This window comes from Nocardia sp. NPDC050378 (assembly GCF_040655675.1).
Taxonomy (GTDB): Bacteria; Actinomycetota; Actinomycetes; order Mycobacteriales; family Mycobacteriaceae; genus Nocardia; species Nocardia coubleae.
In genome coordinates, this window is record NZ_JBFAKI010000007.1 from 136073 (window position 1) to 159263 (window position 23191).

General features: G+C 68.6%; 23 protein-coding genes. 12 read left to right on the forward strand and 11 right to left on the reverse strand.

Features of this window, described 5'->3' with window-relative positions:
* Positions 1-13: 13 nt before the first annotated feature.
* On the forward strand, positions 14-601 hold the full coding sequence (locus AB0I35_RS17920; RefSeq protein WP_067487504.1) for a TetR family transcriptional regulator: 588 nt from the start codon (positions 14-16) through the stop codon (positions 599-601).
* A 128-nt stretch (positions 602-729) separates the two neighbouring features.
* Positions 730-2079: a cytochrome P450 gene (locus AB0I35_RS17925; RefSeq protein WP_357397167.1), complete on the forward strand. Its 1350-nt coding sequence runs from the start codon at positions 730-732 to the stop codon at positions 2077-2079.
* A gap of 55 nt (positions 2080-2134) precedes the next feature.
* Here AB0I35_RS17925 and AB0I35_RS17930 read toward each other — a convergent pair whose 3' ends face one another.
* The 3 genes from AB0I35_RS17930 to AB0I35_RS17940 form a co-directional block, all read right to left on the reverse strand.
* Positions 2135-2908, reverse strand: coding sequence for an SDR family oxidoreductase (locus tag AB0I35_RS17930; protein ID WP_357397169.1), 774 nt, complete (start codon positions 2906-2908; stop codon positions 2135-2137).
* 85 nt (positions 2909-2993) lie between these two features.
* Positions 2994-4220, reverse strand: coding sequence for a cytochrome P450 (locus tag AB0I35_RS17935; protein ID WP_357397170.1), 1227 nt, complete (start codon positions 4218-4220; stop codon positions 2994-2996).
* Between the two features lie 10 nt (positions 4221-4230).
* Positions 4231-5865 (reverse strand): acyl-CoA synthetase, encoded by a 1635-nt coding sequence (locus AB0I35_RS17940; RefSeq protein WP_357397172.1) that lies wholly within the window; start codon positions 5863-5865, stop codon positions 4231-4233.
* A gap of 342 nt (positions 5866-6207) precedes the next feature.
* Here AB0I35_RS17940 and AB0I35_RS17945 point away from each other — a divergent pair, with 342 nt between their 5' ends.
* From AB0I35_RS17945 to AB0I35_RS17985, 9 genes are read left to right on the forward strand one after another with little or no spacing between them, the layout of a single operon-like run.
* Positions 6208-6942, forward strand: a complete 735-nt coding sequence (locus tag AB0I35_RS17945) for an ABC transporter permease (RefSeq protein WP_312032647.1) — start codon at positions 6208-6210, stop codon at positions 6940-6942.
* Positions 6942-7805, forward strand: a complete 864-nt coding sequence (locus AB0I35_RS17950; RefSeq protein WP_357397173.1) for an ABC transporter permease — start codon at positions 6942-6944, stop codon at positions 7803-7805. Before AB0I35_RS17945 ends, AB0I35_RS17950 begins: the two co-directional genes overlap by 1 nt.
* Positions 7806-7810: 5 nt before the next feature.
* Entirely contained in the window at positions 7811-8848 is a 1038-nt protein-coding gene (locus AB0I35_RS17955) for an MlaD family protein (protein ID WP_357397175.1), read from the forward strand.
* Complete coding sequence (locus AB0I35_RS17960) at positions 8848-9849, forward strand: MlaD family protein (RefSeq protein WP_357397177.1); 1002 nt, start codon at positions 8848-8850, stop codon at positions 9847-9849. The genes AB0I35_RS17955 and AB0I35_RS17960 overlap by 1 nt, the downstream gene beginning before the upstream one ends.
* Positions 9846-10856: an MlaD family protein gene (locus tag AB0I35_RS17965; protein WP_357397178.1), complete on the forward strand. Its 1011-nt coding sequence runs from the start codon at positions 9846-9848 to the stop codon at positions 10854-10856. The genes AB0I35_RS17960 and AB0I35_RS17965 overlap by 4 nt, the downstream gene beginning before the upstream one ends.
* Positions 10856-11959, forward strand: a complete 1104-nt coding sequence (locus AB0I35_RS17970) for an MlaD family protein (protein WP_357397180.1) — start codon at positions 10856-10858, stop codon at positions 11957-11959. Before AB0I35_RS17965 ends, AB0I35_RS17970 begins: the two co-directional genes overlap by 1 nt.
* Complete coding sequence (locus AB0I35_RS17975; RefSeq protein WP_357397181.1) at positions 11956-13011, forward strand: MlaD family protein; 1056 nt, start codon at positions 11956-11958, stop codon at positions 13009-13011. Before AB0I35_RS17970 ends, AB0I35_RS17975 begins: the two co-directional genes overlap by 4 nt.
* Positions 13008-13961, forward strand: a complete 954-nt coding sequence (locus tag AB0I35_RS17980) for an MlaD family protein (protein ID WP_357397182.1) — start codon at positions 13008-13010, stop codon at positions 13959-13961. The genes AB0I35_RS17975 and AB0I35_RS17980 overlap by 4 nt, the downstream gene beginning before the upstream one ends.
* Before the next feature lie 21 nt (positions 13962-13982).
* Positions 13983-14561, forward strand: a complete 579-nt coding sequence (locus tag AB0I35_RS17985) for a hypothetical protein (RefSeq protein ID WP_357397183.1) — start codon at positions 13983-13985, stop codon at positions 14559-14561.
* Between the two features lies 1 nt (position 14562).
* On the opposite strand, the gene AB0I35_RS17990 is transcribed toward AB0I35_RS17985, so the two are convergent.
* From AB0I35_RS17990 to AB0I35_RS18020, 7 genes are all read right to left on the reverse strand, one after another.
* Entirely contained in the window at positions 14563-15771 is a 1209-nt protein-coding gene (locus AB0I35_RS17990) for a cytochrome P450 (protein ID WP_357397371.1), read from the reverse strand.
* Position 15772: 1 nt separating this feature from the next.
* On the reverse strand, positions 15773-17056 hold the full coding sequence (locus AB0I35_RS17995; RefSeq protein WP_357397185.1) for a hypothetical protein: 1284 nt from the start codon (positions 17054-17056) through the stop codon (positions 15773-15775).
* Positions 17050-17601 carry a nuclear transport factor 2 family protein gene (locus AB0I35_RS18000; RefSeq protein ID WP_067487481.1) on the reverse strand — a complete coding sequence of 184 codons (552 nt, stop codon included), beginning with the start codon at positions 17599-17601 and terminating at the stop codon, positions 17050-17052. Before AB0I35_RS18000 ends, AB0I35_RS17995 begins: the two co-directional genes overlap by 7 nt.
* Before the next feature lies 1 nt (position 17602).
* Positions 17603-17827, reverse strand: coding sequence for a ferredoxin (locus tag AB0I35_RS18005; protein WP_357397186.1), 225 nt, complete (start codon positions 17825-17827; stop codon positions 17603-17605).
* Positions 17828-17964: 137 nt separating this feature from the next.
* Positions 17965-18633: a TetR family transcriptional regulator gene (locus AB0I35_RS18010; RefSeq protein WP_357397187.1), complete on the reverse strand. Its 669-nt coding sequence runs from the start codon at positions 18631-18633 to the stop codon at positions 17965-17967.
* 23 nt (positions 18634-18656) lie between these two features.
* Positions 18657-20249, reverse strand: coding sequence for a GMC oxidoreductase (locus AB0I35_RS18015; protein WP_357397188.1), 1593 nt, complete (start codon positions 20247-20249; stop codon positions 18657-18659).
* Positions 20250-20267: 18 nt separating this feature from the next.
* Positions 20268-21521, reverse strand: coding sequence for a lipase family protein (locus AB0I35_RS18020; protein ID WP_357397372.1), 1254 nt, complete (start codon positions 21519-21521; stop codon positions 20268-20270).
* Positions 21522-21837: 316 nt separating this feature from the next.
* Between AB0I35_RS18020 and AB0I35_RS18025 the strand changes: the two genes are divergently transcribed.
* Positions 21838-22323 carry a nitroreductase family deazaflavin-dependent oxidoreductase gene (locus tag AB0I35_RS18025; protein ID WP_357397189.1) on the forward strand — a complete coding sequence of 162 codons (486 nt, stop codon included), beginning with the start codon at positions 21838-21840 and terminating at the stop codon, positions 22321-22323.
* Between the two features lie 3 nt (positions 22324-22326).
* Here AB0I35_RS18025 and AB0I35_RS18030 read toward each other — a convergent pair whose 3' ends face one another.
* Positions 22327-23187: a helix-turn-helix domain-containing protein gene (locus AB0I35_RS18030; RefSeq protein WP_357397190.1), complete on the reverse strand. Its 861-nt coding sequence runs from the start codon at positions 23185-23187 to the stop codon at positions 22327-22329.
* Positions 23188-23191: the final 4 nt, after the last annotated feature.

A 23191-nucleotide genomic window follows, 5' to 3' on the forward strand; every position in this document is an offset into this window, starting at 1 on the left:
CTAATATGGAATTGTGTCCGAAAACCATTCTGATCCCGCGATTCTCGAGGCCACGCGCAGGCGCCTGACCGAGAAACAGGCCGATACGGTCGACCGGCTCACCCGCGCCGCCGTCGACGTCATCACCGAGCAGGGTTATTCCGGACTCACCGTGCGCCAGGTGGCCGCCGCCGCGGGCGTGGGGACCGCGACCGCCTACACCTATTTCTCGTCGAAGGAACACCTCGTCGCCGAGGTGTTCTGGCGTCGCCTGCTGCAGACGCCGCAGCTCGAACACGACGACGACAAGTCGGCGGCCGAACGGGTCGTCGAGACGCTGCGGCAGGTGTCGCTGATGGTCGGCGGGGAGAACGAGCTGGCGGGTGCCGTGACCAGCGCCCTGCTCGGCCAGGACCCCGACGTGTCGCATCTGCGGGTGCGGATCGGCCTGGAGATCCGGCAGCGGATCGCGCGGGCGCTGGGCCCCGACCACGATCCGGATGTGCTCGAGGCGTTCGAATTGCTCTACGCGGGTGCGTTGGTGCGTGCCGGGATGGGATACGGAACCTACGACGAAATGGCCGACCGGATCGAGAAATCGGTCTATCTGATCCTGAAATAGGCTCCGCGACAACAGAAGCCGTCATCCGGTCAACCGGGTGGCGGCTTTTTCGCGCATTGCGCCGCGCCCGAGAACTGTAGTACCGTCTGGACACGTGTCTATATGACCCAGAGATTGAGAGGTCTTCGATGACGCTTCTGAAACCGCGACGGGTCTCCGGCGGCGAACACGAGCACGGTCACCTCGAGGAACTGCGTTCCGATCCGATCGCCCTCATGCGCCGGGTGCGCGAGGAATGCGGCGACGTGGGCGTTTTCGAGCTCGCCGGGCGTGACGTGGTGTTGCTCTCGGGCGCCGAGGCCAATGAATTCTTCTTCCGCGCCGGCGACGAGGACCTCGACCAGGAGGCCGCGTATCCCTTCATGAAGCCGATCTTCGGGGAGGGCGTCGTCTTCGATGCCAGCCCGGAGCGGCGCAAGGAGATGCTGCACAATCAGGCGTTGCGCGGCGATCACATGCGCGGTCACGCGGCGACGATTTCGCACGAGGTGGACCGGATGATCGCGGACTGGGGCGATTCCGGCGAAATAGATCTGCTCGACTTCTTCGCCGAGCTCACCATCTACACGTCCTCGGCCTGCCTGATCGGCACCAAATTCCGCGATGAGCTCGACAGCCGTTTCGCCGAGCTCTATCACGATCTCGAGCGCGGCACCGACGCACTGGCCTATGTCGACCCGTATATGCCGATCGAGAGTTTCCGTAAACGCGACGAATCGCGGCGTGAACTCGTCGAATTGGTCGGCCAGATCATGGATCGCCGCATCGCCGCACCTCCCCAGGGCAAGGAGGAACGCGATCTGCTCGACGTGCTGGTGTCGGTGCGCGACGAGCATGGCGCGCCGCGCTTCTCGGCCTCGGTGGTCACCGGCATCTTCATCTCGATGATGTTCGCCGGTCACCACACCACCTCGGGGACTTCGGCGTGGACGATGATCGAACTGCTGCGCCACCCCGACACGCTCGCCGATGTGGTCGGGGAACTGGACAGCCTCTTCGTCGGCGACACCGAAGTGAGCTTCCGTGCGCTGCGCGAGATTCCGCGGCTGGAAGCCGCGTTGAAGGAGACACTGCGGCTCCATCCGCCGCTCATCATCCTGATGCGGGTGGCCAGGGACGAGTTCGAGGTGTGCGGGCACCGCATCGCCCCGGGTGACCTGGTGGCGGCCACCCCGGCGGTGTCCAACCGGCTGCCCGAATGTTTCCCCGACCCCGACGCCTTCGATCCCGGCCGCTATATCGACCCCGAACAGGCCGATATCGTCAACCGCTGGACCTGGATCCCGTTCGGCGCGGGCAGGCATCGCTGCGTCGGTGCCGCGTTCGCCCTCATGCAGATGAAGGCGATCTTCTCGATCCTGTTGCGCGACTGGGAGTTCGAGATGGCGCAGCCGCCGGAGAGCTATCGCAACGATCACTCCAAGATGGTCGTGCAGTTGCAGCAGCCGTGCCGGGTGCGTTACCGCAGGCGCCGTTGACGTCACACGCGAAAGCCGCCCCGAAAGGTTCGGGGCGGCTTTCGACGTCTCCGCGTCAGCGCAGCGGCGACTCGGGCTGGACCTCGCTGACGATCACATGGGCACCGCGCGGCGTGGACACCACCGCGGTGACGGCGTCGGCCAGGTCGGAGGAGCGCAGCATGTAGGGGTGGCGCGCGAAGCCCCAGCGCGACCAGTCCTTCAGCAGCGGCTCGATGTCCTCGACGGTCGCGTCGGTGCCCATCTCGGTGGCGGTGGGACCGGGGCGGACCAGCGACACGCGAACGCCGGTGCCCTCCAGTTCCATCCGCATCTGGGTGGCCAGGGTCTCGATGCCCGCTTTGGCGGCGCTGTAGGCACCGGTGCGCGGACGTGGGGTCACCGAGCAGTCCGAGCCGATGAGCACCACATCGCCGCGCCGCCGTTCGATCATGCCGGGCACGAGCAGGCGCAGCAGGCGCTGCGGGCCCGCGAGGTGCACGTCGAGCTGGCGGACGAAGTCGGCCGAGGACAGCTCGTGCACGCACCCGAATTTCACCACCCCGGCGGCCGAAACCAGGATCTCGATATCGCCGAGTTCGCGCTGCGCGGCGGCCACGAACTCCGCGACCGAGTCGTCGTCGGTGACATCGAGCCGGTGGGCGAACGCGGTGCCGCCCTTCTCCCGGATGGCCGCCGCGACGGCCTCGCACTCGGCCTCGCGTCGCGCGCCGAGGGCAACCGGATGACCCAGTTCGGCGAGAGCTTTCGCGGTGGCGGCGCCGATGCCGGACGAGCCGCCGGTGACCACGGCGGGTCGCACCGGTGGGTGGGGTTCGAATCGTGGCATGGCCACACCTTCCTTCCGTCCAGACGGTACCTGGACACCTGTCTGGACATTACTACGAATACGTCGTGCCGACCGGCGATCCGCCTCACTCGTAGGCGACGTGCCAGTGCTTGATGCCGTTGACGAAGCTCGACCGCAACCTGGTCGGCTCGGCGACCTGCCGCAGCCGGGGCATGGCGTCGGCGATGGCCCCGAAGATCAGTTCCAGTTGCAGCCGCGCCAGGTTCGCGCCCACGCAGTAGTGCGGTCCGGTGCCACCGAAACCCAGGTGCGGGTTGGGGTCCCGCAGGATGTCGAAGGTGAAGGGGTTGCCGAAGGCCGATTCGTCGAAATTGGCCGAGCTGTAGAACATCGCCACCCGCTGCCCGGCACCGATCGGCTGACCGCTCAGTTCGGTGTCCTCGGTGGCGGTGCGCTGGAACGCGATCACCGGGGTGGCCCAGCGGACGATCTCGTCGGCGGCGGTGCGTGGGCGCTGCGCGCGGAAGAGTTCCCACTGCTCCGGATGATCCACGAAGGCCTTCATGCCGTGGGTGGTGGCATTGCGGGTGGTCTCGTTGCCCGCGACGGTCAACAGGATCATGAAGAACCCGAATTCGTCGGGTGTCAGTGAGCCGCCGTCGATATCGGCGGTGACCAGTTTCGACACCAGGTCGTCGGCGGGGTCGAGGCGCCGTGATTCGGCCAGCTGCCAGGCATAGCCGAGCAGATCGGCGGTGGCGCCGATGGGGTCGCCGTATTCGGGGTCGTCGAAATTGAGCATCTGGTTGGACCAGTCGAACAGGCGCAGCCGATCCGGTTGCGGGATGCCGAACAGTTCGGCGATGGCCTGCAGCGGCAGCTCGCGCGCCACCTGGTGGACGAAGTCGCCGCCGCCGGTCGCACGGGCGGCGTGCACGATGGCCTCGGCGCGTTCGGCGAGCGCGGCGCGCAGCGCCTCGACCGCGCGTGGGGTGAACCCGCGCGAGATGATGCGGCGCACGGCCGAGTGCTTGGGTGGATCCATGTTGAGGAGCATGGATTTCGTCGCTTCGAAGGTGTCGGCGGTGACCGTGCCGGGGAAGCGGATCACCGAACCCTTGGTGCTCGCGGAGAACAGAGTGGGGTTGCGCGAGATCGTTCGCACGTCCTCGTGACGGCTCACGACCCAGAATCCGCCGTCGTCGTGGGGCACGCACATGTCGTCGGACTGCGCGTTCCACCACACCGGGGCGGCCTTGCGCAACATCGCGAATTCCTCGACAGGCGTGCGCTGGGCCCAGAGGCCCGGGTCGGAGAAGTCGAGGCCTGCGGGCAGGGTGAGCGGGGGCATCGTGATCTCCTCACATCCGCGTGGCGACGCCGCGCGCCCAGCGGTAGTCGGCCTTGCCGGTGGGTGAGCGCAGGATTTCGCGACAACGCAGAATGGCTTTGGGCAGTTTGTAGCGGGCGATGTGCTTGGCGCATTCGTCGAGCAGCTCGGCATCGGTGACGGTCTCGTCGTCGATCTGCACGAGGGCGACGACCTCGCTGCCCCACCGCTGCGACGGTCTGCCGACCACGACCACGTCGAGCACGCTCGCGTGGGCGGCGACGGCGCGCTCGACCTCTTCGACGAAGATCTTCTCGCCGCCGGAGTTGATCGTCAGGTTGTCGCGGCCGAGCAGTTCGATCCGGCCGTCGCCCAGCACCTTCGCGCGATCACCCGCGATGGACCAGCGCACACCGTCGACGACCGGGAAGGTGCGCCGTGTCTTCTCCTCGTCGCCCAGATAGCCGAGCGGGATACGGCCCTTGCGCGCCAGCCAGCCCGAGGCGCCCGGTTCGTCGAGCAGCCGGGTGAGGTCCTCGTCGAGCACGGCGGTGTCCGTGTCGGCGGGGACGAAACTGCCCGGTGCGGTTCGGGCGTCGGCGTCGTAGACCTGGGTCATCTGGATGCCGGACTCCGAGGAGCCAACCGAGTCGACGACGAGTACGGGTTTACCGAAGGCCGCGATCAATCGCTGTCGCACGGCCGGGGTGAGCGGGGCGCCCGCGTTGTGCACGGCGGCCAGCGACGGCAGGTCGTAGTGGCGCCGCTCGAGTTCGGCGAGGATCGGTCGCGCCATGGCGTCACCGACGAGCGGAAGGGCGATCACTTTTTCCGCGGCCACGGCCGCGAGCACCGATGCGGCGTCGAAGCGGTCGACCACGCTGGGCAGCACCAGGGTTCCGCCGTTGGTGACGCACTGGAACAGCAACCACTGCGCGGCGCCGTGCATGAACGGGGCGGCGACGACCAAGCGGTAGGCGCCGCCGGTGACCGTGGCCGAATCGGCCAGTTCCGCATAGGAACTCAGTTGCAGGCCGGTGCCGAAGCGCGTGCCGCCCATGGCGGCGAGGTAGATGTCGTCCTGACGCCACAGCACACCCTTGGGCATCCCGGTGGTGCCGCCGGTGTAGAGCAGGTACAGATCGTCGCCGTCGGGCTCCGGCAGCTCGCCCTCGGTGGTGGCGACGGTGGTCTCGTAGTCGATCGCGCCCGGCAACAGGTCGTTGCCGCTACTGTCGGCGACCTGGATCAGGAGCGGCGGATCGGTCAGCGTGGGCAGTACCGCGGCCACCCGTGGGGCGAATTCGGCGTGGTACACCAGCACTCGTGCCCGGGCGTCACGGAGCAGATACAGCAATTCCTCTTCGACGTAGCGGTAGTTGATATTGAACGGCACCGCGCGCGCCCGGTAGGCGCCGATCAAGATCTCCGGGTACTCGGTGCCGTTGCGCAAATAGACGCCCAAATGGTCCTGCCCGGACAAATGCCGGGCCGTCCGCTCGACCTCGGCACCTATCCCCCGCGCGGCCAGGAATTTCGCGAATCCCGTGACCCGACACTCGGTTTCGGCGTAGGAGATCCGGCGGTCACCATGCACGATGAATTCGCGCTCCGGAATCGCCGCGGCCACGGTCGCGAATACGTTCGACAAACTGAAACCAACCATGCAGTGCCTCGCAACTCGATGCCGGTTCGCTATTTCTGAATTTCTGTCCGGACAGGTGTCCATCATACGGAGAAGCACTCTCGTTCGGAGTGATTCGCGATTACGACCTTCCGCCGAAGTCAGGCGTAGTACCGTCCAGACTGGTGTCCAGGCAATTGAACGGGCATTCGAACACCGAGGGGGTGCGCATTGTTCGGGCGGACCACATCATCGCGAGCCGAGCACGGCCATTCCACCGACGCCGAGCCACTCGCGCAGCCACGCACAGCGGGCGCGGTGCTGCGCCGCAACTTCGCCGACACCGTGCTGTCGGCGCTGGCCACCTTCGGCCGCGCCCTGCGGATGGGGACCTCGGCCGTGCGGATCGGCGCGAACGATGCCGTGCGCCTGCGGTTTCCGGTGCACGAGGCCTTGGAACAGGCCTGGTTCCTGGTGAAGGTGACCGCGATCCCGGCCGTGCTGATGGCCGTGCCGTTCGGGGTGATCCTGTCCACCCAGGTCGGCAATATCGTGTCCCAGCTCGGCGCCGACTCGATGATCGGCGCGGCGGGCGGGCTCGGGGTGATCAAACAGGGCGCGCCGATGGCCGCGGGCATCCTGCTCGGCGGAGCGGGCGCTGCCGCGATCGCCGCCGACCTCGGCGCGCGCACCGTGCGCGAGGAGGTCGACGCCATGCGCGTGATGGGCGTGGATCCGGTGCAGCGCCTTGTCGTTCCGCGCATCGCGGCGATGATGCTGATCGCACCACTGCTCGACGTGCTCATCATCGTCGTCGGGATCGCCGCCGGATACGGCGTGGCGGTCACGGCCCTCGACGTCACGCCGGGCAGTTATTGGGACTCCTTCGGCGCGTTCACCACCTCGCTGGATGTGTGGGTGTCGCTGGTGAAGTCGTTGATGTTCGGGTTCCTCGTGGTGGTGATCGCCTGTCAGCGCGGGCTGGAGGCACGGGGTGGGCCACGCGGGGTGGCCGACGGTGTCAACGCGGCGGTGGTGATGTCGGTCGCGGCGATCACTGTGCTCAATACCGTTGTCACCCAGGTGGTCACGGTCTTCGTTCCACTGCGAGCGGCCTGATGACCGCGAGCCCCTATCTGCCGTTCGGACTGCGCTGGATCGGCCGGCTGCGTCGCCGCGTCGGGCCGGTGCGACCGGTGGAGTCGCTCGGGTTCGTGATCGGGTTCTGCTGGCAGGTGCTGTCGTCGGTGCCGTACACCCTGGCGCACTACCGGCGCCAGACACTCACCGCGATCACCGATATGACCTGGGGGCGCGGTTCGGTGATCGTCGGCGGCGGGGTGGTGCCGCTGATGTTGCTGATGGGTGCGGCGATGGGCGCCTCCATCGGGATCGAGGCCCATCACGCCCTGGACGCGCTGGCACTCGGTCAGCTCAGCGGGCTCATCTCCGCGTTCGGGGTGACCCGGGAGCTGGCACCGATCGCGGCCGGGGTGGGTTTCGCCGCGCAGGCGGGCTGCCGGATGACGGCGGAGATCGGGTCGATGCGGATCTCGGAGGAGATCGACGCGCTCGAATCGATGGGGATCCGGTCGGTGCCGTTCGTGGTGACCACCCGGGTGGTGGCCGGGATCGTCGCGGTGGCACCGGCTTTCGTGGTGGCGCTGATCCTGAGCTATCTGTCGTGTCAGCTGATCGTGACATCGATCCACGAGGTGCCGACCGGGACCTACGACCACTACTTCGACCAGTTCGTCCTCGGCTGGGATGTGTTCGCCGCGACCGTGAAGGTGGTGGTGTTCGCCGTCGCGGTGGTCCTGATCCATTGCTATCAGGGCTATTTCGCGGTCGGCGGGCCCGAAGGTGTCGGTATCGGTTCGGGGCGGGCCATCCGCGCCAGCCTGGTGGCGATCATCGCGCTCGACATGGTGGCCACCGTCGTCCTGTGGGGCTGGCGCTCCCCGATCACGTTCACGGGGTGACGCGCATGCCGCCGTACGCACTTCCCGGAACCGAGGTCGGGCCGATGCGCGCCCGCGTCCTCGGTTTCTGCGCGATCCTGGTCGCGCTGGCGAGCGTGCTGGCCTGGCAGGTGTGGCCGGAATCCCTTGCCGCCGAGCACATCCGGGTGACCTTGCGGACCGAGCGGGTCGGCGCGGGCATCGCCCCCGGCACCGATGTCCGTCTCGACGGAGTGCGGGTCGGGACGGTCGAGGCCATCGCACCGGCCGGTCTGGGGCGCGAACACCTCACCCTGGTGCTCGACCGGCCGCAGCTGTTCGGGCTCACCGACACCGTCGATGTCGAGTTCGCGCCGGGCAATCTGTTCGGCATCAGCGCGCTGAATCTCGTCGCGCGGCCCGGTGGCACCGAGCTCGGGAACGGTTCCTCGGTCGACCTCGACGACGGCCGCGTCCGCGACGCCACGTTGGCGGCGCTGCTGCGCTCCACCGGCGGACTCGTCGAGCAGGTACTCACCCCGAAACTGGCCGCACTGCTGCACACCATCGCCGGTGACCTGCGTGCCTTCACCCCGCTGCTGGAAGCACTCGGCGCCACCCTGCGCGCCTACGCCGACACCCGCGAACTGCCGCCGTCGGAGCTGGCGAGTTCCTTCGGTTCGGTGCTGGCCGGTATGCCGCCGATGCTGACCGGCGCCGTCGACGTGCTCGAAGCCGCCTACACCAACGAGTACCTGCGCTCGCCGGCGAACATCGCACGATTCGGGCAGTTCTGGGGCGATATGCAATACCAGCTCCTGCCCGCCGTCACCGCGCTGATGACCACCGCGCGCACACATTTCGGCGACATGATGCCGATGGCCACGCTGCTGCTCGACGAGGTGACCGCGACCATGGGTCCACCGGGTCGATCGGCGGATCAGCTCACCACGCTGCTCGAACGCCTCGGCGCCGCGTTCCGTGACACCCCCGACGGTCCCGTGCTGCGGGTCTCGGTCGAACTCGACACCGTCCCAGGTCTGGCCGGGCCGCTGTCCGCACTGCTGCCGAACGGAGGCCGCTGATGAGGACTCGAAGGCTCGCCGTGCGCGTGGCGATCGCACTGACTCTCACCGCCGTCGCGCTGGCCGGGATCTTCCGGTTGATCGAGCGACCGGTGCGCGGCGACACCGAGTCGTTCACCGCGCTGTTCACCGACGCCAACGGGCTGCGCACGGGCGACGACGTGCGGTTGCACGGTGTCGCGGTCGGCAAGGTGTCGGGGATCGAGCTCGACGGCGCACTGGCCCGCGTCCGGTTCACCGTGCTGCGTGCGCACCCCGTCGACACGGCAGCCACCATCGCCGTCAGGTATCAGAACCTCACCGGTTTCCGCTATCTGGAGATCGTCGCACCGCAGCGACCGAGTACACCGCGCGCCCCCGAGCAGGTGTTCGGGACCGCCGAGACCGTTCCTTCGTTCGACATCACCACGCTGTTCAAGGGTTTGCAGCCGGTGCTCGCGCAGCTGTCCACCGAGGAGATCAACCGGTTCACCACCAGTCTGCTCGCCGTGATCCAGGGTGACGGCGCCGGTCTGGGTCCCGCTCTCGACGCGGTCGACACCCTGAGCCGCTACGCCTCCGACCGGCAGGTCGTGCTGTCGACGCTGGTGCGGAATCTGGCCGTGATCGCGGAGCGCCTGGGCGGTAAGTCGGCGCAGGCGGTGCGGGTGCTGACCAACCTCACGGGTTTGTTCACCGCCATCGCCGACAAGCTGCCCGGTCTGGTCGATTTCTCCGTCGCCATTCCGCCGGTGCTGCAGCCGATTCGGTCGATGCTGACCGTCGCGGGCATCACCGGCGACGAGGGCAGCGATCTGGACCTGGTGTTGCGCAACGCGTTTCCCGATCCACAGGTGGCGGCCGAGGTCTTCGCCGCACTGCCCGGCCTGATCCAGACCATGGCAGGCACCGTTCCCCCGAGTGTCGCGGCAGGCACGTGCACGCATGGGGTCGCGGAGGCGCCGGAGCCGTTGCGGGTGCTGTTCGGCGGGCAGGGGGTGACGCTGTGCCGCACCCGATGAGACGACTGCGTGCCTTGCTCGGCCGGCGCACCGACGGGCGTGCGGGTGACCTGCGCTGGGGGCTGGCCGGACTGTGCGGTGCCGTGCTGCTCATGATCGCGCTGGGTGTGGTCGCGGTGGTCGGGACGGATGCCGAGCGGGTGTACCACGCCGAACTGACCGACGCGGGTGCGCTGCGCGAAGGCGACGATGTGCGGATCGCGGGGATCGGTGTCGGCCGGGTACGGACGCTGGCCCTGCTTGCGGATCGAGTACGGATGACGTTCACCGTGCGCGAGGACGTGGCCGTCGGCGATCAGACGATCCTGGAGATCCGCATGCTGACGGTGGTGGGCGGCTACTACGTCGCCCTGCGACCGGCGGGCACCGCTCCCCTCGGTTCGGCCGTGATCCCCCGGGAGCGAGTGATCCTGCCCTACAACCTCACCGAGGTCTTCCAGGACGCGGTACGACCCGTGCGCGAGATCGACGGCGCGGTGCTGCGACAGAACCTGGCCGCCCTGTCCACCTCGTTCGACGACAGCCCCGACGCTTTCCGCTCGGCGTTGCGCGCCGCCGGTGACCTCGTCGCGGTGCTGAACACCCAGAACGCCGACATCTCCCGAGCGCTCGCCTTCGCCGACGAGTACCTCACCGCGCTGAACGGGAGTTCGCAGGTGCTCGCCCAATTGGTACGCAATTTGCACACCCTCGAGACGCTGGTGCAGACCAACAAGGCCATCGTCAGCCAGGCGCTGGGGGACTTGTCCGATGTGCTGCGCAAGGCGTCCCCGCTCGGCCGGGCCTGGGACCGCGACCTGCGAGCCCGCGCGCAACCGCTCGCCGACGCCGTCGCGGGCCTGGAAAACCTGGGCACGCACCTGGGTTCGCTCTTCGAAGCACTGGTGGCGCTGGAACAACGATTGACGCCGCTGCTCGCCGGTGGCGACGGGGTGAGCATCGACCACTCGGCGGTGACGATCGTGCCGGAACGTATCTGTGTGCCGGTGCCGGGAGGTGGGTGCTGATGATGACACGCCTGCTCGGTTCGCGCGGGTTCATGTCCACGGCGGTGGTGCTCGTCGTCGTCCTCGCGGGCGCGGTGGCATTACAGCTGTCACGGCCCGCGCCGTCGGTGCACACCTATTGCGCGGACATGCCCGACAGCGTCGGGCTCTACCGGGGCAGCTCCGTCACCGTGCTCGGCATCCCGGTCGGTGAGGTCACCGGCATCGAGCCGCACGGCGCCTCGGCCCGCGTGCGGTTCACTGTGCGCGCCGATCGCCGGCTGCCCCCGGATGTGGGTGCGGTGACCGTGAGCGACACCCTGGTGGCCGATCGCCATCTCGCTCTCGTCGGCGACGAACCGGCCACCGGTGGCTGGGACCCGGGCACGTGCATCACCAGAACACTGACGCCGCTGAGCCTTTCGGAGACCTTCGACGCACTCGCCGGGCTGGCCGACGAACTGAACGCCGCCGACGATCCCACGCAGCGCACCGCCCTCGGCTCGGGCTTGTCGGCGCTGGATCGGGCGACCGCGGGCACCGGCGAGGACATCAACGCGGTCCTGCACCGACTCGGCCGGGCACTGGCCGCCCCCGATGCCGCGATCGGGCACCTCGGCAACCTCATCGATGCCCTCACCGAGCTGGTACGGCACGCCCGCAACGGGTGGGACACCGTGCGGGCGATGACGATCGAGCTGCCGCGGACATTCGACGACATCGTCACCATCGCCTTCCCACCGATCATCGACATCGTCACCTACCTGATCCAGGTCCTGCCCCAGCTCAACGACGTGATGATGATGATCGGCACCCCGGCGGTCCGTGCGCTCGACACGATCGCCGACCTGCCCGCGCTGCTGACAGCGGGATTCGGCTCGGTTGCCGAGGTCATCCGGCTCACCCCCGCGCTCGCCTCGGGCTTCGCCGCGAGTATCGATCCGGACAGCGGGCGCCCCACCATCGGGTACGCGCCTCCGGAACTGGCTGTGCCCCAAGCCGACTCACCGCACCTGTGTGCGGCGATCCAGGCGGTGACCGGGCAACCGTGTGCGCTCGCGCCGGACGGCACACTCACCCTGCCCGCGCTTCCGGCCCTGCTCGCGGCGGTGAGTACGCGATGACGTCGACGACGTGCCGGGTGTGGAAACAGCTCCCGCTCGGGAGACGCGGTCGGCTCCGACACCTGTTCCTGATCGTCGTAGTGGCCTGCACCCTGCTCGGATGCGGAACGGCTCTGCCGGGCACCGGCGAACCCACCTATCGGCTGCACATCGAGTTCGCCAGTGTCCTCAACCTGCCGCAGGGCGCGAAGGTGATCGCCGACGGTGTCCGGGTGGGCAAGCTCTCGTCGGTCGCTCTCAGCGAAAACGGCCATGCCACAGCGGAAGTCGAGATCGACGACACGGTTCGGCTGCCGGTTGGCACCTCGGCCGAGCTGCGCCAGAACAGCCCACTGGGCGACGTGCACATCGCGCTCACCGAACCCAGCGAACCCACCACCGGCACACTGGGACCGGGCGCGACGATCCCGCTGGCGGACACTACCCGCGCCCCGGCCATCGAGGACATCCTCGCCACCCTGTCGGTGTTCATCGGCACCGGCGCGGTCACCGATCTGCAGGACATCGTCACCACGATGAACGGCGTGCTACCCGCCGATCCGCGCGACACCGCCCGCCTCTCCGAAACCCTCGGCACGGACCTGTCCGACCTCGCCGACCACCTCGACTCGGTCGACGCGATCCTCGACGGTCTCGGTGCCACCCTCGAGGACGGGGTTCTCGACAACGCCCCGGTACTGGCCGAGCTGCTCACGCCCTACGGCGTCACCCAGACCACCGATGCGATCAACGCCCAGATCGGTGTCATCTTCGTCCTCACCGCGCTCGGCCCGGTCGCGCCGAGCGCCGCCTGGCTCGGGCCGCTGCTCGGTTCGCTCGACGCCACGACCGCCGCGGTGGTGCCGATGCTGTTCGGCAGCAGGCCACTGGACACCTCGTCGCCGTCGAACCTGAAGACGCTGGTCGACCTGATCCACACCAAGGTGCTGCCCTTCGCCCAGCGCGGGCCGAAGCTCGACGTGATCGAGATCGTGGTCACGGGGACGATGAGTACCGACGAGCAGACCGCGCGAATCGTCGACCTGCTGCGGATGATCGGAGCCGTCCGATGAATACCCGTGCCACACTGTCGCTGTCGGCCATCGCGGCCGTGCTGGTTCTCGGCGTCGCGTACATGACGTTCGGGGTGCTGAATATCGACCCGCGTCGCGACTACCTGTCCGTCGAGCTGGAACTGAGCACCTCGGGTGGGCTCGGTCCCGGCGCGCCGGTGCTGCTCAACGGGATCGCGGTCGGTCGGGCCGAGTCGGTGCGCAAGCAGGCGAACGGGGTGCTCGTCGCCTTGCGGATCGACGAGCGGTACCCGATTCCCGTGGCGAGCCGGATCCGCGTGGAACAGCTTTCGGCACTCGGCGAGCCCTACATCGGTTTCGACCCCACCGACGATGCCGGGCCGTATCTCACCGACGGACAACGCATTCCGGCGCACCGCGTGCCCGCGCCGATGACCATCACCACCCTGTCCACCCGGCTCATCGACCTGCTCGATCAGATCCGCCCCGAGGTGATGGCAGGCCTGGTCGACACCTTCGACCGCGCCCTCGCCGGCACCGAGGCGACCATGCAGACCCTGCGCCGCTCCACCACGCTGCTGGCGGCGACGCTGCTCAGCCGCACCGACCGGCTGCGTCAGCTGTTCGCCGACCTGCAATTCCTCGGCGCCGACATCGACTGGATGGGGCCGTCGCTGAGCACAGCGGGCCCGCTGTTCGGCGAGTTCGGCATCACCCTCAGCGCCATCGTGCAGTCCGGGTCGGCCCTGGTCGAGAGCCGTCCGGTCGCCGACTATTTCTCCGGGAGCGGGGTGCTGGTGTTCGTGCGCGAACTCGACGCGCTGCTCGCGAAGATCGGGCCGAGCGCCGCGGCCTTGGGCCCGATGCTGCAACCGGTGGTGCGCGACGCGGTGGCCACCGCACCCGATCTCGATCTCGGCGCCCTGCTCGACCAGGCCCTGCACGGCCTCGGCGACGACACGGTGCATCTGCGCATCGGCATCAAATAGGCAAGAAAGGACCGGCACCCCATGACCGTTGACCTCGAGACCCGCCCCCACACGCCCGCCACCGGCGGAACTCGGCCACGCACCCTCTCGATCCGGTTGTCGAGCGTGCTCACCGGGTGTGCCGTCGCGGCGCTGGTGGTCGCGACGGCCGCCTTCGCAATGCTGTATCTGTCGGCGCGCACCACCATCGCCGACCACGACCGGCGCGTCGCCGAGGATCGCCGGGTCGAACAGATCGCCCTCGACTACGCGCTCGGGGCGTCGACCATCGACTACCGGGACGCCAAGGCGTGGCTGGCCCGGCTGAAAACCGGAACCACACCGCAGCTTTCGGGGAAGTTCGACGCGACAGCGCCGCAACTCGAGCAGATCCTGCTGCCGCTGCAATGGACCTCGACGGCGACACCCTTGTCGGCGGGCGTCGTGTCCGAGTCGGGCGGGGTGTACAAGGTGAACGCCTATCTCACCGTCAACTCCACCAGCGTGCAGAATCCCACCGGCACCCTCACCACCGTGGCCTACTCGCTCACGGTCGACCGCAACGCGGACTGGCGGATCGCCGATGTCGGTGGGCTGCAGAACGCCCTGCCGCTGAAGTGACCTACCGCGCCCGCACCGACATCGGCAGCGTGGCGAAGCCGCGCACACTCACCGAGTGCACCCGCTCGGCAGCGGCGGTGTCGATCTCGTAGCCGCGGATGGAGGCCGCGATCTGCCCGAGGCCGATATTGGCCTCCATTCGCGCCAGGTGCGCACCGAGGCAGAAGTGCACGCCGAGACCGAAACTCAGCAGGGTCTGGGAGCTGTCGCGGCCGATACGGTACTCGGCGGCGTCGTCGAAGACGTCCTCGTCGCGGTTGGCGGAGCCGAGCAGCAACAGCACCCGCTCCCCCGCCGCGATGGTGTGCTCGCCGAATTCGACATCCGCGAGGACACGGCGCACCAGGATCTGGGTCGAATTGTCGTAGCGCAGTGTCTCTTCGGTCCAGTCCGGCACGAGCGACGGGTCGGCCAACGGTTTGGCGACCTCGTCGGGGAAGCGCGAACCCCAGTACATGGCGTTGCCGAGCAGTTTGGTTGTCGTCTCGTTGCCCGCGACGACCATCAGGATCAGGAAGCCGATGATCTCGGCGTCGGACAGGCGGGTGGCGCCCGCGTCGCCGTCGGTGATCTCGGCGTCCATCAGTACCGACACCAGATCCTCGCCGGGGTTATTGCGGCGTCCTTCGAGCAGGTCGCGGTAGTAACCGGTGAGTTCGAGATAGGCCATGATCGCGCCCTGCGGCACGTCGAGCACGCCCTCCTCACGGTGCAGCAGCAGATCCGACTGGGTGCGCAGGTGGGCGCGGTCGGATTCGGGGACGCCGAGCATCTCCGAGACCACGTCCATCGGCAGCAGCCCGGCGAAGTCGCGGATGTAGTCGAACTCGCCCAGTTGCAGGCACCGATCCCAGTGGCTGCGGGTGAGTTCGGCGATCCGTTCGCTCAGGTCCGCGAGCCTGCGCGGGGTGAAACCCTTGGACACCAGCTTGCGGATGCGCGCGTGCTTGGGGTCGTCCATCGCCAGGAACGACATGGACCGGTGTGCTTCCGGCCCGTAGGCGGTGGGGTCGAGCGAGACACCCCAGCTGTTGGACAGGCGGGCGCTGTCGCGCAGCGCCGCCCGCACATCGCGGTGCCGCGACAGCGCCCAGAAGTCCATCGACGCGTTGCGATACACCGGTGCCTCCGCCCGCAGCCGGGCGTAGGTGGGGTACGGGTCCTCGTGGAAGGCGTAGTCGTACGGGTCGAACGGGATCGAGGTCTCCATGTCAACGGTCACTGCGCACTCCAGTTGAATCTACGACGGTCAACGGCAACGGGATTCCGCGATCGGTGAAGGTGAAGGCGGCCCCGGTGCTGATCCTGGTCAGCGCCACCTCCACCGCCTCGGCGGCCGGTTCCTCGGCACGCACGACATCGACGACGAGTTCGGTGTCGGTCACCTTCGAGGTGTGGCAGGTGTAGTGCGGGTCGACACCGCGCACCAGCGCGTCGAGCGGTGCGAGATGGTCGGGGTCGAGCAGGGCGGGCCACACACCGTCGGTGATCGCACCGCACCCACGCTCGAGCACGAGACTCACTCCTGCACCGGACCTTTCGACTCTCGCGCCGACGTACTGCCGCGGATTGAGCGCCGGATGCAGGTCGAGCACGCGCACCAGCGACTCCGGGTCACCACCCAGACCCAAGGCCGATCTGATCCGCTCCGCGGCCACCCCCGCCACACCGGCGAACTGCTTGCGCCCGATCTCCGCCACACGCTCGGCGTCGACCCGTTCGCGGATCGCGATGAGGAAACCGGCGACTAGCAGGTGCTGTTGCAGCGCGACCTCCTCGGCGATGCGGATCAGCGCCGACCGGGAGAAATCGCCGAACCGCAGATCGCTCAGCAACGGGCCACGGTAGTCGGCGGTCCCGTCGTCGGCCGGGTCGATCGGTGACAACGCCACGGTCGCCGCGACGGACCCGGCCACCAGCCCCGCATTGCGCGGAATCGGCGGCGGTACGTTGGCCGGGTCGATATCCACCCGCCACGCACACACCGGCTCGCGGTCCGCGGGCGCACGCGGCGGGCGGTGGATCGGACGGACCTGGGCGTGCGGATTGGTGGCCAGCGCGGTCGCGTCGAAGGTCGGATCCTCGATGTCGTGACACATGGCCCGCACGAACTGGTCGCCGAGCGGTTCCACATCGGCCAGCGCACCACAGTGGTCGAGCCAGAACTCGCCGTGATCGTGATCCTCGACGCGGAAGCGGAAGTCGAGAAACTGTGGCGGGGCGCCGATATCGAGCTGCAGGCCCTTGAAGATCGTTTCGACACCCTCACCGGCGAAGCCGAGCGCGGCCTGCATCCGCCGGGTGTAGACAGGACTGGCGACCTGCCACTCGTCGATGGCGACCTCGGTCATGCCCTCGCGACCGAACGCGCCGATCGTGTGCGGCATGCCCGACCGGTCGATCAGGTGACCGCACAGCAGCAGTTCCGGGACGAGCGTGGCCAGTTGCGCGCGCGACAGCCCGGCGTAGGACTGTCGCGAATTCGGTGTCACCACAGCGGAACCGGTGCTTTCCCGATCGGGTACCACCCCGGCAGCGGCTGCTCGGTCGTCGCCTTCTTGATGCGGGTGAGCATGCCGGGGGTCATCGCCTTGTTCGTCATCATCTCCATGAACAAGGCGCCGACGTTGCCGTAGTCGAAGAAGTCGCGCTGCCAGGACCATTGGAAGTCGCCGCCGTAACGGAACCAGCTGCCACCGATGCCCTGCACCTGATAGTTGCTGCCGTCCGGACGGGTCGCGCTCGAGGTCTGCTTCCAGAATCCGACGACGTCACCGGTCTTCTCGTCGATCACCACGTGCTGATACGGGTAGGTCCAGCCCTCGAGGCCGTCCATCTCCTGGCCGACCGCGATCTCACGGATCTGCTCGCGACCCACCGCCATGAACTCGTGGTTCGGTCCGTAGTTCCAGCCGTAGGTGGCGTCCTCGGTGTACATGTCGGCCAGCGGCCGCCAGTCGCCTTCGGCCTCACAGCGCTTGTTCGCATCCAGCCAGCGCTGGACCATCTCTTCCAGTTCGCCGCGCGAAAAACCGGTCATGTCATTCTCCTTCGTCGTCGGACGCGCTGTCGTCGACGATCGACAGCGCCCGCGTGGGGCAGTAGGTCACCGCGTCGGCGACGGCCGCGTGCTGGGCGCTCGACGGCCGTTCGACGAGGATTTCGACCTTCCCGCGTTTGGGCACCGTGAACACCTCCGGCGCTTCCTCCTGGCACGCGGCGTGCCCCTGACACAGATCCAGATCAACGACGATGCGTCTGCTCATCTCGTCGCCCGCCTTCCCCTGTCGCCCAGGCGTTCTCAGCTGCGAGACACCGAGCTGGACACCTGTCTGGACAGTATCACCGACGCGCGCGGACAGCAATGGCCCATCGATGTGCGTAGAGCGTGTGGGAGATGGAGTTACGACTCGTCGGTCGCGGCGCCCGGCGAGTAGGGCGAACCGAAACCCGAGTTCCACGCGAAGTCACCGCTGTCGGCGGTGGTCACCCGGAGCGCGGCGGCGGCCAGTGGCGTGTTGTCACCGGTGAGCCGGGTGATGGTGCGCTCGAGGGCGGGCACGATGTCGGCGATATCGAGATCGCCGTGCGCGAAGCGGGCGAGCAAGGCGAAGACCATGTTCGACAGGACGAGCGCGAGATCGGCGGCGTAGTCCTTGTCGAGGGTGGCGAACATCGGGGCGACCACGGGCAGGATGGCGGCGAAGCCCTGATTGTCGAGGCGCTGGCCGCCGGGACCCGACCTGGCGTGATGGTAGGCGGCCAGCATCCGCGGATGACGCTCCCACGGTTCGAAGACGTAGCGGATCACCCGGATGAGCACCTCGGCCAGTGACTCCCCCGGGCGCGGCGGCTCGAGTTCGGTGTAAGTGTTGGTGGCCATCCACTGCGCGACGGCGGCTAGCACGAGCTCGTCGCGAGTGGCGTAGAGCTTGTAGACGGTACTCAGCGATGCGTGGGCGAGCCGGGCGACGGTGCGCAACTGCACCGCCTCGTACCCTTCGGTCTCGAGCAGCGTGAGGGTCACCTCGGTGATCCTGCGCGCCGGATCGCCTTCGCCCCTTCGTGCCACCCGGACAGGGTAGTGCACGGAACTCAGATGCGAGCCCCGATGTCTTCGACGACCACGGCGTCCATGGCCCGTTCGGCCACGGCGGCGATGGTCATGGACGGATTGCACGCGGCGGCGCTGCCCGGCAGCAGCGCGCCGTCGAGCACGTAGAGCCCCGGCTGGCCGTGTACGCGGCCGTTCAGGTCGCACACGGCGCCCATATTGGCCCCGCCGAGCGGGTGCCAGGTGGAGGGGAACAGGGTGTTGGTGTCGAGCAGCGTGGCGCCGGGGCCCGCGATGCGCGCGACCGTCGGTCCGATGTGATTGTCCTGAATGGTCCGGTCACCGTCGGCGGGCCAGCGCAGTACGGCCTCGTCGCGTGCGGCGTCGTAGGTGAAGGCGCCACGGCTGTCGCTCACGCCGTAGCCGACGAGCATCGTGCTGCCCGCGTCGAAGGACACGGGTGGGATGGACGCCTGGATCACCGTGTGCGCGGTGTGCGGGTCGTGCCAGTTCTTGCTGCCGTAGACCACCGGACCACCCTGTGCCGCACCGAAATTCGCGGCCGGATCGCGCCAGACGTAGATGCGGTCGGCATTGGTTCCCCAGCCTCGGCCGAGGTCGTCGGGTAGGTCGGGGATCAGCCCCTTGGCACCGGCACGGACCAGCAGGCGGGTGGTGTTGAGGCTGCCCGCGGCCATGATGAGCGCACCGGTGGTGAGGATCTTGTGCTCGACGACGGCACCGGTGGAATCGAGCCGTTGCACGTGCACGACCCAGCGGCCGTCGGCCGCGCGCTCGACGTCGGTGACCTCGTGCAGGGTCTCCACCCGGCAGTTGCCGGTGGCCTCGGCGGCGGCGATATAGGTGACGTCGACGGAATGCTTGCCGCCGTTGTTGACTCCCATCGCGCCGTCGCCGTTGGTGTAGGAGGCCTTCATCTCCCCGCGCAGTTCGGCGAGGGCGAAGTTCCAGTCGATGGGCATCGGGATCTTCGACAGCGGCAGCCCGGCCTGGCGCACCCGTTCGGCGAAGATCCTCGCGACGCGGTAGTTCTCGGTGTTCACCAACTCGTCGGGCGCCTCGGCGAGGCCGAGCATCGCCGCCACCCTCGGGTAGTGGACCCGGTTCATCCGCGCCCAATCCAGCTCCTGCGGGAAGTGCGCCTCGAACACATCCTGGGCGGGCTGCAGCGACATACCCTGGTAGACCAGCGAACCACCGCCGACACCCGCGGCGCACAGGGCGGTCATGTTCTCACCGGGCACTGCCTCGACCAACCCGGCATAGGGCTCGACGAGCAGTGGGCGCCCGAACAGGTTCGGGCTCGACCGGCACCACAGCATCCGCTTGTCCGGCGCGGATGCGCGCGGGAAGGTTTCGGCGTTCGGGCCGGTCGGCCAGCGCAGCCCGCGTTCGAGCACGGTGACCGGCACGCCCGCCTGCGCCAACCGCAGAGCGCTGACGCCGCCACCGAATCCGGAGCCGATGACGACGACCCGATGGTCCTCACGAGTCAGGGGAATGGTGCCGGTGCGCGCCGGGATCGGCGCGGCGAGGCCCGGGCGGGCGCCGAGCAGCATGCCGCCCAGCGCCGCCCCGGCCGCGAGCACACTGCGGCGAGAGAACGTATTCACGGGATATCCTCGCCGGAGTCAGTCGAAGGTGCAGCCGGTGACCGGCTTGTCCGCGAGGCGATCGAGCAGATAGGTGATCGCGTTGTCGGGACCGAAACCGTCGATCATCTCCGGACCGAAATGGTTCGGGATGGTGGTCCCGGGCAGGATCGGCGGCAGCTCGTTGGTGCGGAAGGTGACCGTCGCACCCTTGGCGCACCAGGTCTCGGCGAGCGCGCGGGCCTGGCCGTAGGGCACGGTGTCGTCGTTGAGCCCGCTGGTGATGAGCACCGGCGTGGCCGGGGTCATCGAGCCGACCCGGAGTTCTTCCAGAGCCGCGGTGGCTTCGGGCATTTCGGCCAGGTGCTCGGTCAGCGTGCGACCGTCCTTGGTCAGCGTCGTGGTCTTCAGGAACGGGTGGCGGGTGATGAGGTCGGCGATGCACGAGTCGCTCAGGGTGGCGAGCATGTCGCGGCCCGACGGGCTGATGACCCGGTCGACGGCCTGGTTCAGCTCGGGATAGCGGGCGACCATGCCGTTCACGGCGAAGCCGATGGCACCGCTGATCAGGGCGCCGTCGATCTTGGCGAGGATCGCGGACAGGTCGGCGACGGGGCCACCTGCCCAGGTGCCCTTCACCGTGAGTTCCGGTGCGTAGTCCGGCGCCATCTCCGCGGCCGCCGCGGTCGAACCGCCGCCCTGCGAGTAGCCCCACAGCACCACCGGTGTCTCCGGACCGACACCCGCCAGGCGATGTGCCGCGCGTGCGCCGTCGAGCACCGCGTGGGCGCTCTCGATGCGATTGGCGTAGGTGTGGATGCCCGGGGTTCCGAGGCCGATGTAGTCGGTGACGAGCACGCGCGCGCCGAGTTGGCTCCACACCGCCGAGGACGGCAGTTCCTGGTTCGCCGACAAGCCGAGCGCCGGGTCGGTGTGCACGCTCAGGCCGGTGGAGAACGCCTGCGACATGGCGCACCGGTCGGCTTGGCCCGAGGTGCCGGGTGCGATGACGACGGTCGGGCGTGGGCCGGCACCGAGCCAGGGGCCGGCCGGTTCGAGGTAGGTGCCCGACACCGCGACGGGTGACCCGTCCTGCAGGCGCGAGGTGTACATGACGTACTGGGCGGCGCCGGGCCAGCCCTTCTCGGTGGGCGGGGTGGCGAGCAGGGTCATCGGGGCGGTCTTGACGATGGCGCCGGGTTCCTGCGGGATCTGCGCGGGCGGGGTGTAGAACGAGCCCACCGGCTCGGCCGACGAGGTATCGGTCTGCGCGACCATGACGGTGGCCGCCATCGCACAGGCAACGGCTGCTCCCAGGACGACGCGGCCTGTCTTCGGCCGTCCTCGCCCGATACCCTGCTGATCCATCGAGAACCCTTCCTTCCACCGCCCGGCGACGTCGCCGGAGTGATTCACGCCGCAGGTGGAGGGATCCATGAGGCCCGTCACACCCTGCGCCGCGAGGAAGAGTAACACTGTTACTACACCAGCGGAAGGTGCGGTTACCGACGAGTCCAGAAGCGGGCGGTCACCAGCTCGACGCAGCCGACTCACGGCGGGGCACGAGAAACAGACCATACAATCGAGCAGCGCTATGTATGGTCGGTGGGTGACCATACCGCCACGACCGCGTCAACTCGATCATCCGGTGCTGCCCAAGATCTTCCGGATCGTCGGCCGGGCACAGGTGGCGATCTACCGGCGCACCGGTGGGCGCATCGGCGGTACCTGGCGCATCGGCGCGGGTTTCCGCAAGCCGGTGCCCACCCTGTTGCTCGAGCATCGCGGCCGTAAGACGGGCAAGCAGTTCACTGTTCCGCTGCTCTACCTCGTCGACGGCGCCGACATCGTGGTCGTCGCCTCCCAGGGCGGGTTGGCGAATCATCCGCAGTGGTACCGGAACCTGTGCGTACACCCGGACACGCACGTGCAGATCGGGCGTGAGCGCCGGGCCGTGCGGGCGGTGGTCGCCGACGACGAGCAGCGGGCTCGGCTGTGGCCGGCGCTGGTCGACCTGTACGCCGATTTCGACACCTATCAGGCGTGGACCGAACGCCGGATACCGGTGGTGATCCTGACGCCTCGGCCTGCCTGAGAACTACCTTCCCAGCACGCCCGACATCGCCTGGGCCCCTGCGGTGATCGCCTCGACGTAGACCATTCGCTCGGCGCGGCCCACGGCCGGGCGCAGCGGGCCGAGCTGCAGTTCGTAGGGTGCGGCGCCGCCGGCGAACACCGGGGCCGACAGGTAGCTCACGGGCAGCGGATCGTCACCGGTGAATTCGGTGTCGCGATACGGGCGGGCGGTGAGACGGGCGAGCTGGCGCAAGACGCGGGCGCGCAGGTCGGGTCGCAGGAGTTCCGCGCCGAGGGCGCCGAGCAGGTCGGCGAGCACGTCGACAACGCCCGCGTCGTCGGAGTCGGGACGGAAGACCGCGCACCCGTTGGCCCGCACGAATTCCAGCAGTGCCGCGGCCTCGCCGGGAGCGGTCTTCGACCAGGCGGCACGCTCGGCCTCCGCGCGCCACGGCATGACGGCCGCGCCCGCCGGGTAGGCCAGCGGAATCGATTGACCCACAGCGAGTCCCGGCACCACACGGGCATCCGGTGCGTACTCCTTGGCGACCACGGTCAGGGTGGCGCGTTCGATTCTGCTCAGCGTCACCCCGCAGCCCGCCGCGACCGCGAGCGCCCGCAGTTCGGCCCGTACGGCCGCTTCGGGCAGTTCGGATTCCACCGGGGACAGGGCCGCCAAGGCCGGGCCGGGCCGGAAGCGGCGTTCCCCGTCGCGGCGCACCCATCCGGCCGCGGCGAGTTCGGTGAGTACGGCGGTGACCGTGGCGCGCGCCAGTGACAGTGCCGTCGCGACCTCCGAGGCCGTGAGCGGCTTGCCCGTGCTCGCGAGCAACTCCATCACCTCGACGACCCGCCGGGTCGGCGGCGATGCCGACTGCGCCATGACA